The organism is Acinetobacter sp. ANC 3813 (genome assembly GCF_002135435.1).
Classification (GTDB): Bacteria; Pseudomonadota; Gammaproteobacteria; order Pseudomonadales; family Moraxellaceae; genus Acinetobacter.
The window spans coordinates 167,591-182,104 of sequence record NZ_NEGK01000005.1 but is presented as its reverse complement, the minus strand read 5'-3'; the positions used below and the strand labels follow the sequence as shown (position 1 = coordinate 182,104).

Annotated in this window: 15 protein-coding genes; 6 read left to right on the top strand and 9 right to left on the bottom strand. The window is 44.9% G+C overall.

Going from position 1 to position 14,514, the window contains the following annotated elements:
* Window positions 1-38: 38 nt before the first annotated feature.
* Entirely contained in the window at window positions 39-1,118 is a 1,080-nt protein-coding gene (gene leuB / locus B9T34_RS09610) for a 3-isopropylmalate dehydrogenase (RefSeq protein ID WP_086212938.1), read from the top strand.
* A gap of 79 nt (window positions 1,119-1,197) precedes the next feature.
* Here the strand turns inward: leuB and B9T34_RS09605 are convergent, their stop codons facing one another.
* A complete protein-coding gene (locus B9T34_RS09605; protein ID WP_086212937.1) occupies window positions 1,198-1,602 on the bottom strand; it encodes a hypothetical protein in 405 nt (134 codons plus the stop codon).
* Between the two features lie 297 nt (window positions 1,603-1,899).
* On the opposite strand from B9T34_RS09605, the gene B9T34_RS09600 reads away from it, so the two are divergent.
* Window positions 1,900-2,256, top strand: a complete 357-nt coding sequence (locus B9T34_RS09600) for a lysozyme inhibitor LprI family protein (RefSeq protein ID WP_086212936.1) — start codon at window positions 1,900-1,902, stop codon at window positions 2,254-2,256.
* Between the two features lie 201 nt (window positions 2,257-2,457).
* Here B9T34_RS09600 and B9T34_RS09595 read toward each other — a convergent pair whose 3' ends face one another.
* Together B9T34_RS09595 and infA are read right to left on the bottom strand one after the other, a co-directional pair.
* Window positions 2,458-2,847, bottom strand: a complete 390-nt coding sequence (locus B9T34_RS09595) for a hypothetical protein (protein ID WP_086212935.1) — start codon at window positions 2,845-2,847, stop codon at window positions 2,458-2,460.
* 141 nt (window positions 2,848-2,988) lie between these two features.
* Window positions 2,989-3,210 (bottom strand): translation initiation factor IF-1, encoded by a 222-nt coding sequence (infA, locus tag B9T34_RS09590; RefSeq protein WP_004692529.1) that lies wholly within the window; start codon window positions 3,208-3,210, stop codon window positions 2,989-2,991.
* A 231-nt stretch (window positions 3,211-3,441) separates the two neighbouring features.
* Between infA and B9T34_RS09585 the strand changes: the two genes are divergently transcribed.
* Window positions 3,442-4,449 carry an AraC family transcriptional regulator gene (locus B9T34_RS09585; RefSeq protein WP_086212934.1) on the top strand — a complete coding sequence of 336 codons (1,008 nt, stop codon included), beginning with the start codon at window positions 3,442-3,444 and terminating at the stop codon, window positions 4,447-4,449.
* Window positions 4,450-4,595: 146 nt separating this feature from the next.
* Here B9T34_RS09585 and truA read toward each other — a convergent pair whose 3' ends face one another.
* The 5 genes from truA to asd form a co-directional block, all read right to left on the bottom strand.
* Window positions 4,596-5,393, bottom strand: a complete 798-nt coding sequence (gene truA, locus B9T34_RS09580; RefSeq protein WP_086212933.1) for a tRNA pseudouridine(38-40) synthase TruA — start codon at window positions 5,391-5,393, stop codon at window positions 4,596-4,598.
* A 19-nt stretch (window positions 5,394-5,412) separates the two neighbouring features.
* Window positions 5,413-6,375, bottom strand: coding sequence for an asparaginase domain-containing protein (locus B9T34_RS09575; RefSeq protein WP_086212932.1), 963 nt, complete (start codon window positions 6,373-6,375; stop codon window positions 5,413-5,415).
* Window positions 6,376-6,423: 48 nt separating this feature from the next.
* On the bottom strand, window positions 6,424-7,875 hold the full coding sequence (locus B9T34_RS09570; RefSeq protein WP_086212931.1) for a fimbrial protein FimV: 1,452 nt from the start codon (window positions 7,873-7,875) through the stop codon (window positions 6,424-6,426).
* Between the two features lie 64 nt (window positions 7,876-7,939).
* Window positions 7,940-9,340, bottom strand: a complete 1,401-nt coding sequence (locus B9T34_RS09565; protein WP_086213002.1) for a hypothetical protein — start codon at window positions 9,338-9,340, stop codon at window positions 7,940-7,942.
* A gap of 159 nt (window positions 9,341-9,499) precedes the next feature.
* On the bottom strand, window positions 9,500-10,618 hold the full coding sequence (gene asd / locus B9T34_RS09560) for an aspartate-semialdehyde dehydrogenase (RefSeq protein ID WP_086212930.1): 1,119 nt from the start codon (window positions 10,616-10,618) through the stop codon (window positions 9,500-9,502).
* Between the two features lie 186 nt (window positions 10,619-10,804).
* Between asd and B9T34_RS09555 the strand changes: the two genes are divergently transcribed.
* The 3 genes from B9T34_RS09555 (at window position 10,805) to B9T34_RS09540 (ending at window position 13,403) form a co-directional block, all read left to right on the top strand.
* Window positions 10,805-11,932 carry an endonuclease/exonuclease/phosphatase family protein gene (locus tag B9T34_RS09555; protein ID WP_086212929.1) on the top strand — a complete coding sequence of 376 codons (1,128 nt, stop codon included), beginning with the start codon at window positions 10,805-10,807 and terminating at the stop codon, window positions 11,930-11,932.
* A gap of 387 nt (window positions 11,933-12,319) precedes the next feature.
* On the top strand, window positions 12,320-12,625 hold the full coding sequence (locus tag B9T34_RS09545) for a hypothetical protein (protein WP_228147435.1): 306 nt from the start codon (window positions 12,320-12,322) through the stop codon (window positions 12,623-12,625).
* Between the two features lies 1 nt (window position 12,626).
* Window positions 12,627-13,403: a hypothetical protein gene (locus tag B9T34_RS09540; RefSeq protein WP_086212926.1), complete on the top strand. Its 777-nt coding sequence runs from the start codon at window positions 12,627-12,629 to the stop codon at window positions 13,401-13,403.
* Here B9T34_RS09540 and B9T34_RS09535 read toward each other — a convergent pair.
* The gene (locus B9T34_RS09535) at window positions 13,395-14,495 is read right to left on the bottom strand and encodes a glycosyltransferase family 4 protein (protein WP_086212925.1); all 1,101 of its coding nucleotides are present in this window, start codon (window positions 14,493-14,495) and stop codon (window positions 13,395-13,397) included. The two genes, B9T34_RS09540 and B9T34_RS09535, sit on opposite strands and share 9 nt — an antisense overlap.
* Between the last annotated feature and the right edge of the window lie 19 nt (window positions 14,496-14,514).

Below are 14,514 nucleotides of genomic sequence, written 5' to 3'. Positions count from 1 at the left end.
CTTGTCGGTTTATACTGACTTCATAAATGGAATCCCTCATGTCAAAACAAATCTTGATTTTAGCCGGTGACGGCATTGGCCCAGAAATTGTAAAAGCTGCTGAGCAGGTGCTGACCCGTGTAAATGAAAAATTCAATTTAGATTTGACTTGGGAACAAGGCTTATTGGGCGGCGCAGCGATTGATGCGCACGGTGCGCCGTATCCAGATGTGACATCTGAACAGGCGAAAAAAGCCGATGCAATTTTGCTGGGTGCAGTAGGCGGACCAAAATGGGACACAATTGAACGTTCAATCCGTCCGGAACGCGGTTTGTTAAAACTGCGCAGCGAATTAAATTTATTTGCAAACTTGCGTCCTGCAATTTTATACCCGCAATTGGCGGATGCTTCGAGCTTAAAGCCTGAGATTGTATCTGGTCTAGATATTCTGATTGTGCGTGAATTGACAGGCGGTATTTATTTCGGTCAGCCGCGCGGTATCCGTGAATTGGAAAATGGCGAGAAGCAAGGCTTCAACACTGACGTATATGCAGAATCAGAAATCAAGCGCATTGCTAAAGTAGCGTTTGAAATGGCGAACTTGCGCGGCGGCAAAGTCTGTTCAGTAGACAAAGCGAACGTGCTTGAAGTGACTGAGCTGTGGAAACAGACGGTAACTGCGCTGAAAGAAGAACAGTACCCTGAAATCAATTTATCGCATATGTATGTGGATAACGCAGCAATGCAATTGGTGCGCGCACCGAAGCAGTTTGACGTGATTGTGACGTCTAACTTGTTTGGCGACATTTTATCTGACGAAGCAGCTATGTTGACAGGTTCAATCGGCATGCTGCCATCAGCATCGTTAGATGAAAACGGCAAAGGCATGTATGAGCCTTGCCACGGTTCTGCGCCAGATATCGCGGGTCAAAACTTGGCTAACCCATTGGCAACAATTCTGTCTGTTGCCATGATGCTTCGCTATACATTCCGTGAAGAAACGGCTGCGAAAGCAATTGAAGATGCGGTAGGCAATATATTGGATCAAGGTTTGCGTACTGCTGACATCATGTCTGAAGGCATGCAGAAAGTGGGTACAGTTGAAATGGGTCAAGCCGTTGTTGCTGCATTGAACTAAGTTCAGCTGAATCAAGAACGCAGTCTAAAGACTGCGTTTTTTTATGCCTGCTGTTTAAGCAGTGAAGAAGCTAGCCGGCTCAGCATGTGCGTCCAGTTAAATAAACCGCTTTGGCAATATTATGTTCCAGCTGAAAACGGATGACACAATTCAGGTTGACATCATAGCGGTCAGCGGCGGTGCTGGGAATAGGCACCGCTGAACCTGCGCCAACGCCCATAGCAGGATTTTGCGCCATAGGCACTGGGATGCTGATCGCCCGCGAAGCAGTGTAGGTGAGGGCTGAGCCGCTAAGGACAGGCTCACTGACTTGCTGGTAGCCGATACGGCCTAAATCCAGCGCATTGCGTATTTGATTGCTGCTCATGCCGACAAACTGCTGTAAATAGGCTTCGCGCTGAGATGAGCTCATGACTGGGCTGGACATGCAGCCAGAAAGGGCAGAAAGCGCCGAGATCAGCAGAAAAGAGAACTGAAGTTTCATTCGATTGCTCCAGCAAATAAATTCAGTTTAGGCAGAAGCAGGATATTTTATTGTTGTGTTCTGATACACGGTGTGCTTTGAGGCAAACCTCAAGTGTGTCAGAGAAAGATAAGCGTGTACTGCAATGGCCTGTGTTGAGAATCCGCAAGAATGCCCAATGGAATTTTTATCCTGCTGCAGGATAAGTGTTGAGTCTTGGTACACAGTGACAATTTTCTATTTTATCTGCAGTGGATTGACTTAGAATAATCGGACAGCGCCAGCATGATTGGGTATAGATGGTGCAGACAAGAATAAATAAAGGATGGGAAAAATGAAAAGAATCGTTCTGTTATTAGGCTGCTTGCGGATAACTGTGAGCAGGCACGAAATACCTATGATGATGTGTATTGCACGAATAAGCTGTATGCCAGCGCTGAAGCTGAGCTGAATAAAAACTATCAGCTCTTGCGCGGAAAGCTGTCTGAAAATCAGAAAAAAATTCTGAAAAAATCTCAGCTGGCATGGATTCATGAACGCGATGCGCAGTGTACAACAGATACAGGAATTGACGTGTCATGCCGTTTAAGTACAACGCAGGAACGTAATAATTGGCTCCGTGAGCGCCTCCGCGAATGCGTAGCCATTGGCTGTAAAACCAATATGCTGAACTAGTTTAGAGTGCTTCATGCAAGCCTGCTGGAGCCGCTTATTGGAAGCTTAAAAGCCATTTCATCAGTGGTTTTTTAAGCTTTGCTGAAATTGAGCGTGTACCCGCAATAGTACAGCTCTAAGCTAAATCATAAGGAATTATTTTTATTTGATCGCTGAGATCATTTGGCAGTCTGGAGCTGGGATTAACTTAATACAGCTGGATTAACATGCTTTGCCAACATACTCAATTGATTCAACCTGATTGTCACGCAGCATGAAATTGATTTGACATTTCATCTCAATATTTAGATTACCCTTGGATTGCATAGGATTAGTTGTACCCATTGCGATACTTGTACCTAAATTTGGTGTCCCCATTGGAATTGGCATATGGCGAATAATGGTATGGCTGAGTTTTTCTTGCGTTTGAATGGGAGCAGCCGAAATTTTAAAACCAAACTGATTCAAATTGAGCTGTTGCTGAACTTGATCTGCTGATTGCCCAATATAGTGCTGCAGTGATTGGTTGAGTTTGTTTTGACTGGTTGTGGCGCAGGCAATAGAAAGGATTGGTATAACCAAAATCATGGCTTTTATAGTGTTAATTTTCATTGTTATTTAGGTTTCAATGCATTGAATTTTTATGATTTTATAATGTAAATGAAAGCGGATTTTGAGTCAAATTTTCATCATTATTTTAAATTTGGATATAAAAAAGCCACATCATCTGTGGCTTTTCGCTTTCGCTAAAACTTAACGCGCACGGTAAGTGATACGACCCTTAGATAAGTCATAAGGTGTCATTTCTACTTTAACACTGTCGCCAGTCAAAATGCGGATATAGTGTTTACGCATTTTGCCAGAGATGTGAGCAATCACTTCATGTCCGTTTTCTAAACGTACACGGAACATAGTATTAGGAAGCGTCTCGGTGACAACGCCTTCGAACTCGATGAGTTCCTCTTTATTGGCCATAGCCTACCTGAATGAATAAATTGGAAAGGCGCAAATTATAGTCAATTTTTTTGCTAAAAACAAGCCGGAATGGGCGTCAGAATAATCATCTGTCAGTTAAATAGGCGAACATTGCGGTTAAATTTTTTCTACAAAAAAGCGCATAAGCATGTTGTCAGTTTGGTCAATCACAGTTAATCTAATTTGAATCTTTTTAGGTATAAATGAAGTACATACAAGGAAGGTTTTTGAGTGAGTCAGCTAACCGATGCATCCGTAGTACTGCGATTGGGTTACCAAGCGATTCGCAGAGCCGGTTTGCCAACAGAAGAAATATTAACGAAAGCTGGCGTTGCCTTGGGACAAGTCGAAGCCAATAACCGTACACCGTTAAATGCGCAATATGCATTTTGGGTCGCTGCTGAAGAAGTCAGCAAAGACTCTGATATTGGACTGCATTTGGGTGAGCATCTGCCGCTGTACCGCGGGCAGGTGATCGAGCATTTGTTTATTTCATCTGAAAATTTTGGCGAAGGGCTGAAACGCGCTTTGGCATATCAACGTTTAATCAGTGATGCGTTTCATGCCAAATTAGTGATTGAATATGACCGCTGCTATTTGACCAACGGTGAGCAGCCGTGGGCAGAAAATATTGTTAATCGGCATTTTTCAGAATGCGCGATGTCAGGCATTTTACGTTTTTTTAAATTTATTACTGAAGGCCGTTTTCAGCCTCTGTACATCGACTTCAACTTTAGTCAAGGCGCGCCGGATGATGAATATTTCCGTGTGTACGAATGTCCAGTCAGTTTAGGGCAGAAAGAAACACGTCTGTATTTTGATCCTAGCATTCTCGATTTCCCTTTATGGCAGGCAGAACCTGAACTGCTGCAGCTGCATGAACAGCTGGCGATTGAAAAATTGCAAGAATTGGCGCGCTATGATTTGGTTGGCGAAGTGCGCCGCGCTATTGGCTCTACGCTGGAGAGTGGGGAGACGACACTGGAAACCGTGGCTGCGCAGCTGAATATTACGCCGCGCCGCTTACGTACACAGCTGTCAGAAGCCAATACCAGCTTCCAGCAGATCCTTTCAGATTACCGCTGCCGTTTGGCGAAGAAATTGCTGGCCAATACCAGTGAAAGCGTTGAGCGCATTGTGTATCTCACAGGATTTTCAGAGCCGAGTACGTTCTACCGCGCCTTTAAGCGTTGGACCAATGAAACGCCGGTGGAATATAGAAAGCGCAAGCAGCGTTAAGGTTCTTCTTCGATAAAATCCTCCCCCAACCCCTCCTTTAACAAAGGAGGGGAGTTCCTCTTATTTTCAAAAGAGGGCTTTCTAAACCCAAGTTTAAGATGAGAGATTGCTCCTCCCTTTATGAATGGGAGGCTGGGAGGGATTTTTTACTCAGGCATATTCAGCCAATGCGGTCCAAGCGGCGCTTGAGGCAATTCATACTGCTGAGGATAATCGGCATGAATAAAGTATAGGCCGTCTGGCGGAGCAGTGACCCCAGCCGCTTTACGGTCTTCGGCTGCAAAAATCTCGTCAATATGCTCAATGTCATACATGCCCTGACCAATTTCCAGCAGGCATCCCATAATATTGCGCACCATATGATGTAAAAAGCCATCGGCTTGAATATCTAAAACCAAATAGCAGCCGTGGCGTATTAAACGGCAATGGCTAACATGGCGGACAGGCTGATTAGACTGGCAAGCGGCCGCTCGGAAGCTTTCAAAATTATGTGTGCCTTCAAATTTTTGTGCTGCTGCCATCATTTTATCTGCATCGAGCGAATAATAAATATGAGTGACTTGCTTGTGTAAGAGTGCTGGGCGCTGTGGATTGTTATATACCACATAGCGGTAACGCCGCGCCTGCGCTTTAAAGCGCGCGTGAAAATCTCGATCCATTTCCTTAATCCATTGGATGGAAATGTCTTTGGGCAAGATGCTGTTGGCACCCATGAGCCAGCCGCGAATAGGCCGAATTGCAGTGGTATCAAAATGCGCGACCATATTGGTGGCATGAACGCCGGCATCCGTACGGCCTGCGCCATGCAATGCAATGGGTTCATTGGCAATTTTGCTGAGGACTGTTTCTAGCGTTTCCTGCACGCTCGGTACACCGGGCTGCTGAGTTTGCCAGCCTCTGTACTGTACTCCGCAAAACTCTATTCCAACCGCAAAACGCTGCATATGTACCTCAGTGTGATCATTAATCTTGCCAATGCAGAAGCCATTGCTCTGCCGAATCGTATTGTAAATACATTTTTAAGGCTTTGGCATACAGATCTGCATGGCTGTGCCCATTGCTGACCAATATTTTCGCATCTGCCACCCATTGGCTGACGGCATAACGCTGATCTATGCCGCCAAAAGTGACTTGAGTGCTGAGAATAACGGCACAGCCTATTTGCTGCAGATCTTGCAAAATACTGATGATTTCAGGATTAACCGAAATATTGCCAGTGCCAAAGCCCTGCAGAATCAATACATGCGGCGGGTGGCTGGCAATGGCTTGCAGATTGCTGTGCAGCAGTTCTGGCGCAATAGGCTGCATCATGAGGCTCATGCAGTTGAACTGTTTGGCTTTTTCTATATGCCGCTCATTGATGGTGAATGCGGTCCAATCCGGCTGAAATGCTTCATCTATTTTTGTGCCGCTAAAAGCATTTAAAGCCGTGGTGTGCATTTTCAGTGCTGTGGAAGCATGAATCAGCTGATGATGGAATGCTAAATACACTCCCGCTGGCGCACTTAAGACAGCATCTAAGGCAAAGTTTAAATTGTCGATCGCATCGGTAAATTCGCGGCTGTCAGTACCTTGTGTATTCAGCAGGGGATATTGGCTCCCCGTGAGCGCAACATGCGCTGATTGGGCTATAAAACGCGATAATACCGCACTGGCATAGCTCAAGGTGTCTGTGCCGTGAATGATGACAAAATGCTGATACTGCTGCAGCTGCAATTGCTGAATTTGATCGAGCAGCTGCAGCCAATCATTTGCGGTGCAGGCGCTGCTGTCGCGAATCACCGCAGCCCTAAAGCAATCGATGTGAAGATGGACTGGCAGGATATGTTTTAATTGGGGGATAAACTGCTCAGCGGGCATCGGGCTAAGCGGTTCACCAATACAGCCAAAGGTGCCGCCCATATAGATTAAAGCTATTTTTTTCATAATAAAAAAGCAGTCAGGGATGACTGCTTTAGTTTAAAACGATTTTTATTAAGAAGCGATCTGATTGAGTAACAAATCAGCCTGCTGACGCTGCTCAGTCGAATACTCTGCTTCTCTTTCTGTGAGAAGTTCACGTGCAGCTGCGAATGCGCCAAGCTTAATGTATTGCTGCGCTAATTCAATATTGACCGTAATTTCGTTGCTTTCAGCCAGTTCAGGGAAGCTTTGAACCAAAGGATCACTGCTGTCCGCAGGCATTGCTGCAGGTGCGCTGACATTGGTGAGGTCAAAGCTGACACCGCTTGATATAGGTGCAGCTGGGATTTCTTCAGCAGGCGCTTGCGCTGCAGGTGTATCCAGTGAGCCTAAATCAAAATTCAGGGCAGGCGCTGCTTCTGACTTTACTTCAGCCGCAGGCGGTGTATCTAAAGAAAAAGAGAAATCTAAAGGTTTAATTTCTTCAGCTGCAGGCTCAGCTTGGGCAACTGAATCTAAATTCAGTGAAAAATCCAGCGGCTTAATTTCATCAGCTGCAGGCGCAGGCTGAGGTGTTGCTTCAGATTCGATTTTGACTTCAGGCGCAGTTTCTTCTACAGAGAATGAACCAAAATCAACTGACGGGGCCGCGTCCAATACTGGGACTTCTGGTTTAGCCTTTGGTACGCTGTCAAAAGACAGATTAAATTCTAAAGGTTTAATTTCATCAGTTGTAGGCTGAGAATGTAGATTATTAGCAGAAGCTTCCGAAGCGTTTTCTTTTGCAGATACTTGTGAAAAATCTACCGAAGGAGCTGAATCAGGTACTGATGTTTCAGGCTGGGCTTTTGGTGCAGTATCAAAAGATAGATTAAATTCTAGAGGCTTATCGGCTTCAGCAGTCTTAGGCTGAACTTTTTTAAAAGTTAAATCATTTTTTGACTCAGCCGCTGGAGACGCCATTAAGGCATCGAAGTCCGCAGTATTTTGAATCTTAGGCGCTGCTGCATTTTCATTATGCGTAATTGGGCTGACATGTGAAGTAATTTCTTCAGTCTTATTTTGTGACTGATCGTATTCCGTCTTTTTAGCTTCCGCTTGATCTAGAATGTCATCCAATTCTAATGAACGCACATGATTCAGCAGCTGGCTGATGGCGAATTCATCTTTTTGCAGAATGTGAATATCCAGCAGGTACAGATACAGTTCATGCTGCGAGTTGTCTTTTTTCAGCGCCTGATTGATTTGCGCTTCTGCAGAGAAGAAGTTGCGCTCTTGAATTAAAGCTTCAATTTTTTGACGGGTTTCAGCCGTAACCGATGAGGTCTGCTTTTTTTCAATAACAGCATTTTCTACGGCCTGCGTTTTATTTGGGGCAACCTTCGCTGATGAGCTCGCTTTTTTTGCCTTGCCTTTTTGTGTTGCCGTGGTTGCAGTCGATTTTTCAGAACCTTGTGCATCCTGGCGCTTTTTCAGCACAACCAAGACAATCAGCAAGATCACAAATGGAATCACATACAGCATGTTATTACCCCTTGAGGACAGAGCCCTAATTTGCTTGTCCTTTTAAATCATTCTATGTAACTTTTTAGTTGCTTGGCTTTTTCTCTGCCTGACGCGCTTTCAATTGCTGCTCCAGCTGCGCAAGGCGAGCATTTAATAATTGAATTCTATGATCCTTTTGATTTAGCGCCAATTCTAAATGGGTTACGTTTCTCTGTAATTTAACGGTTTTTTCCCGAGATGTCATAACTTTTAATGACAACTCTTTAGAAGTTTTATTTTTTTCCGTGTTTTGGTTTGCTGAATCTTGGGCTGAATCCTTGCTTTTCGCCGCAACGAGGCTCATTTCCGCATCATTCAGGCGGTATTTGGTCTTGCCTGACTGTGTTGAAGGCATTTTTTTCAAAGCTTCAGCAGAGATTTTTGGACGGTCTTTTGCAGGTGCAGCATGATTTAAATTCAAGGCTGCGCCGCGTTTCAGGCGGTTTGCATCACCATGAATGAACGCATGCTCATTGTTGGCTTTAATTTGCTTCATAACATCGCCAACAGAACGGCGCTCCTCAGCGGCAATGCGTGAAGCGATTCCCCATAAAGACTCATTTGAGCGCACGACATATTTTTGCGCTGCAGTTTTCTGAGCAGGTTTTGAGGTGGATGCAGACGGTGCTGGCTGTTTAGTTTCTGCTGGCGCAGATGGGGCAGGCGCTGCCGTTTGGCGCGCAGCCTGTTCAGCGGCAAACTTTTGCGCTAATGGATCGCTAGAGACTGCCTGAGCTGCCGCAGGCTCTTGAGGCGCTGTTTCGGCAGTATGTTCTGCAGCTGATGGAGCTGCAGCCGTCGTTTCAGAGACAGGCTGCGGTGTAATGACTGCAGTCATGACTGGAGCGCTGATCGGCGAGGGTGAGCTAGGTTCACTCATCAGCGGCGGTACGATTGTATTGAGCGGAAGCTTAGCTTCCTTTGTATTGCTTTCGGCCTGTTTGATCGGCGCAAATTGTGTGCTGACAGGCAGGTTTAAAGCGATGTCATTTTCATTGCTAATCACAATTGGAGCAAGTGTGCGCTCATTGCGTGCTGCGGTGTACTGCTGGCTGAGCGGAACAGTCCGCTTCAACGGCGTTTTAATTTGCTGCAGGCGCGATGAATTGCCTTCAGTCACTTTGACAATGATGTTTAATTCCGCATCAGTGAGCGGGCGTGATGAGGTAATCGTAATCACGCCAGAGCCTGAACCGTCTTTACGCGTAAAGAAGTTCAGATGGCCTGGAGGCTGATGCCCAGTCCCCATCGCAATTAAGTCTTCAGCAGACGCTAATCCAGCATGAACGGATGCACTTGGATTTGCGTTGCGGAAATTGATTTCTGCATACAGCAGTTCCCCAGGCGCTGACTGAATTTGAATCGGGTCAAGCGTAATAGCATGAATGTTCTGCGATGCTAAAATGGCTAAAATGGCAAACTTTAATTTGTTGTACACATTCATCTTAATTTTGAGCTCAGGCGATGTTGCATAGCGAAAATGATAGATTAACGGCATGTTGAAGAATTGTAAAATAATTACAAGACCTCTACACAAAAAAGCCGATCAATTGAGATCGGCTTTTCATTTTTTAAATTATCTGCGCAAAATTAAGCACGCTGATCAGGCATTTTTAAAGTCAATGAGGATGCGCAGCATGCGGCGAAGCGGTTCAGCCGCGCCCCAAAGCAGTTGGTCACCCACAGTGAAAGCGCCAAGGTATTCTTTACCCATGTTCAGTTTGCGCAGACGGCCGACTGGAACACTTAGAGTACCTGTTACTGCAACTGGGGTCAGATCAGTCATCGATGCTTCACGCGTGTTTGGAATGACTTTTGACCATTCATTGGCGCTGCGCAGCATGTCTTCGATTTCGTCCAGCGGCACATCTTTTTTCAATTTCAATGTCAATGCTTGAGAGTGGCAGCGCATTGCGCCGATACGCACACAGTGGCCGTCGATAGGCACAATTTGCTGATTGCCGAGAATTTTGTTGGTTTCTACTTGGCCTTTCCATTCTTCTTTCGATTGACCGCTTTCCAGCTGTTTGTCGATGTATGGAATTAAAGAGCCAGCTAAAGGCACGCCAAAGTTTGCAGATGGAAAGCCTTCACCGCGCTGCAGCGCTGCAATTTTAGAGTCGATGTCTAAAATGGGTGAGCGCGGGTCATCCAGCAAATCTTTGGTATTGTTGTACAAGTAGCCCATGCCTGAAATCAATTCACGCATATTTTGCGCGCCTGCACCTGATGCAGCTTGATAAGTCATAGAGGTCGCCCATTCAACTAAGTTGTTTTGGAACAGACCGCCTAAGCCCATCAGCATCAAGGATACTGTGCAGTTACCGCCCACAAACGTTTTTGTGCCTTTGACAAGGCCGTCTTTAATCACGTTCATGTTGACTGGGTCAAGCACGATGATGGCTTCATCATCCATACGCAAAGTCGAAGCAGCGTCAATCCAGTAACCTTTCCAGCCTTCCGCTTTTAATTTAGGGAAAACTTCAGTGGTGTAGTCACCGCCTTGACAGGTAATAATGACATCCATTTGCATCAGACTGTTAATGTCTGATGCATCCATAAGTGCTGGGGCAGTTTTACCGCCAAACGCAGGCGCTTCACCGCCAGCATTACTGGTAGAAAAATAAAATGGCTCAAAATGAGCAAAATCATTTTCTTCAACCATACGTTGCATAAGGACGGAACCAACCATCCCGCGCCAACCGACCAGACCTACTTTCATGTCATTTTGCCTCGGTGCGTTAAAAAGTAAAAAGGGGTTCGAGTGTATCAAAAGAGCGCATAACTGCAAGCGCTGCATAATGAAAACATCAATTATATTGTGCAATATATCTTGTTTATGTTACATGCAAAATTGATATAAATTTATAAATCGATAAAAAATTAAGAATATGAAGCGGAGGCGCGAATGCTTTGGATTCAGGTGTTATCCGTTATGGTCATTTGGCTGAGTGCATGGTCATTAATCCGCCGTGATGAATGGTGGTTCCGCGGTACGGATTTTCCGCGGCTGCAGATTTTAGCAGTGGGCTTTATTGCTCTGGCTTTATTGGTGTTTTGGCCGCAGCCATGGGATCTGCGCCGTGAAATTATTTTGCTGGCGCTGATTGCAGCTGTGGCTTATCAGCTGAAAATGGTGCTGCCCTATACGTTTTTATGGAAGAAGCAGGTGAAAAAAGTCCGTCAGCATCAGCTGAACCCTGAGCGGCAGATTTCCTTGATTGTTTCCAATGTGTTAACACCCAATGACCAATATCATTTGCTGATTGCTGAAATTGAAAAATATCAGCCTGATCTGGTGCTGACGCTAGAGACAGATGCGGTTTGGCAGCAGCAGCTGGCTGTGCTTGAACAGGATTATCCTTACCGCGTGCCCGTGCCGCTGGATAATTTATACGGCATGCATTTATACAGCAGGCTGCCGCTGCAGGACACAGAGGTGAAATTCATTTTAAGCGATGAAATTCCGTCTATTCATACCACCGTGATTCTGCGTTCAGGAGAGCCTGTACAGCTGTATTGCCTGCATCCTAAACCGCCCAGTCTAACCGAAGCCAAAGACTCTACGCTGCGCGATGCAGAATTGTTGATTGTGGGGGATCAGATTAAAGATTTGGATGAAAGCTGTATTGTGATGGGGGACCTGAATGATGTAGCCTGGTCACGCACGACGCGTCTTTTTCAGCGCATCAGCGGGCTGCTTGATCCGCGTGTCGGACGGCACTATGTCAACACCTTTCATGCAGATTATCCGCTGCTGCGCTGGTCTCTGGACCATGTGTTTCACAGCACCGACTTTGCCTTGGTCAAGATGAAGCGCTTGCCGCATGTGGGTTCAGACCATTTTCCTGTATATGTGCATTTACAGACCGGCCGTGTTTTTGAGCAGATTCAGCAAGAGCTGGAACAAACAGATGCAGATGAGCAGGAAGCGCAGGAAGCAATTCAGGACGGCATTGAAAAAGCTGAAAAAGAAGAAAAGCCTGTGACTGATGAAATTACGCAAGATTATCAAACGGGTAGGAAGCAGCAATAAGGCCTCTGAATGAGGCGTGATGGAATTTAAGAGAAAAGTGTAAGAAATGGCTTACACTGATTTCGGCTGATGGCGCATAGGCAAGCGCAGGAAAACAGCCTATTCTACATTCATCGGCAAATGGAAACGGGAACGGATTATCCCACTAAGGAAGATGGCGCTGATGGTAATCATCATGGATATGATGCAGGAAAGGAAAGCCAACCGAAAAGAATAATAAGATTTGTGAAAGCACAACCTCATCAACCCGAGTTTTGCAGGATGCAGAACTCGGGTTTGGTTTATCTGTAGTTTGCAATCATGACTTTGCATTGCGTAAACGGCATTTTAGAGCAGTGCAAGAACAAATAATCTTAAAAAAAATACGTGAGTTTTATGGGCACTTCTATGCTTTTTGAATGGCGCAATACTTTTTTGCAAGTTACCCAATTGTCTGGTGATGCTTTGCTGATTTATGTAGGGTTGCTGCTGTTTTTTATTGCAGCATTCTTCCATCAGCGCCAATTGAAATCACACTATGCGATTTGGACGGTCATCATCTTTGCTATTGCGGTTGAAATGTTTGGCGCACGCCATGATATTTGGGATAGGGGGTATTGGCGAATCGGTGAAAGCCTGCGTGATATCGCCAATATGATTTTACTGCCGCTGATCATTTGGCTGATGGCAAAATATCGGGTTTGGAAAGGCTGAAATGATTATAAATAATGTAAATGAATCACATAAAATTACTGACCAATTAAAAGAATATATCGAATTCTACGAAATGTTATCTATGTCAATAATGAGATTTATTCCATTAGGTACCAAGGCACTTCTTAACTTCGATACTTATGTTTATGAAGCAATGAAAGGAACTTTAGAGTCCATTCTAGTATTAATCGAAAATGGACGAATAAACGATGCTTATGCTTTACTTAGGAAGTTTTTTGATATTTCTTTGATCAATGTGTATGTAAATTTATATTTAAAAAGGGAATGGAATTTAGATAAGTTTATTGTAGAAAAAGTACAAAATTGGTTATCAGGAAAAGAAAAAATTCCAGAATATAAGGAGATCAGAGAATATATAGCATCAAGCTCTTTGAAAGTTATTCAAAAAGAGTTATCAAAGTTTCCATATAAAGTAATTCGAGAAAGATGCAATGATCATATGCATTATAATTTCTTTGGTCATTTATTAATGAATACAAAAGTTATAGATAAAGACAGAAATATAAAGCTAGATCAACTTTCTCAAGATATTAGGTACGTTGTTTTATTGAATTTAAGTTATATATTTTTTCTTAATCCACATTCCATGTCTTCAGCTGATTATTTGGATTATCTAGACTTAGGTGAGAGGCCACCAGAGGGTTTGCAATACGAAGTTGCTCCATTTATCCAAACTATCTTTGAGACGTTGATAAGGGCTGAAGCACCTTCAATTGCAGAATTGATCAAAAATAATAGTGAAATGAAATTAGCCTAATATTTTTTTATATACACCTAAAGTCTGTTCACACATATCTTTCAAGCTGAACGCCTGCACAGGTGCAACCTGCTGCGGTGTATCGATATGCTGTTTTACCGTTTGCAGCAGCGCGCTTTGATCATCTGCTGCAATTAAACCCTGCGGATAAATTTTCGATAAAATTTCGGCTACGCCGCCACGGTTCCAGCCGATGACGGGTGTGCCGACAGACAGCGCTTCTAAAGCTGTACGGCCAAAAGTTTCCGCCTGATTGGATAATGACAGCACGATATCACTGAAAGCCAGCCATTCACGAATGTCAGAACGGTGGCCAACAAAAGTCATGTTTTCACTCAGGCCCTTAGCTTGAATACTGTCCTTCATTTCTTTTAAATAGGCTGCTTTTTTAGGATCTGCACCGCCAACGACTACAGCGTGCAGCTGTGGATATTGCTCTTTGAGCTGCTGTACCAGTGCAATGAGATTTTCATGGCCTTTCAGGCGGGTAATACGCCCTGGCAGGCAGATCAGGAATTTATTTTCCAGCTCAGGGAAATCTTTAAACGTTTGATTGAGCCATTGCGCAGACGGCTGATAGCCATGCGGGAATGCCTGCGGGTCAATGCCGCGGTAAATGCGCACAATATCTTCAGGCGGGCAGTTTTTATAGTGGTCTGTGATGTATTGCACCACGCTGTCCGAAACTGCAATGACTTTTTCCGCTTGGGTCATAATTTGGCTGTAGCGGTTAATGGAATAAAATCCGTGCACCGTGCTGATCAGATGCGGGCGCTGATTGGCGGGAATGCCTTTAAGCGCAAAATGCATGAGCCAGGCTGGAACACGAGAGCGTACATGCACAATGTCAGGGCGATGCTGCAGAATCAATTTGCGCAGCGGGCGGATCTGCCATAGCGATGACAGCGCTTTTTTATGAATCGGCAAGCTGAGGTGGGTCGTGCCTTCAGCTTCCAGCTGCTCCGTCATGCGCCCGCCATTGGAGACGACCAGTGACTCATGCCCCTCGGCAATCAGTGCGCGGGCAATTTCCAGCGTGCCCCGCTCTACGCCGCCGCTGTTCAGTTCGGGCAAAAGCTGCATAATCTTCATGGCATTTCCTCTTTTTGCT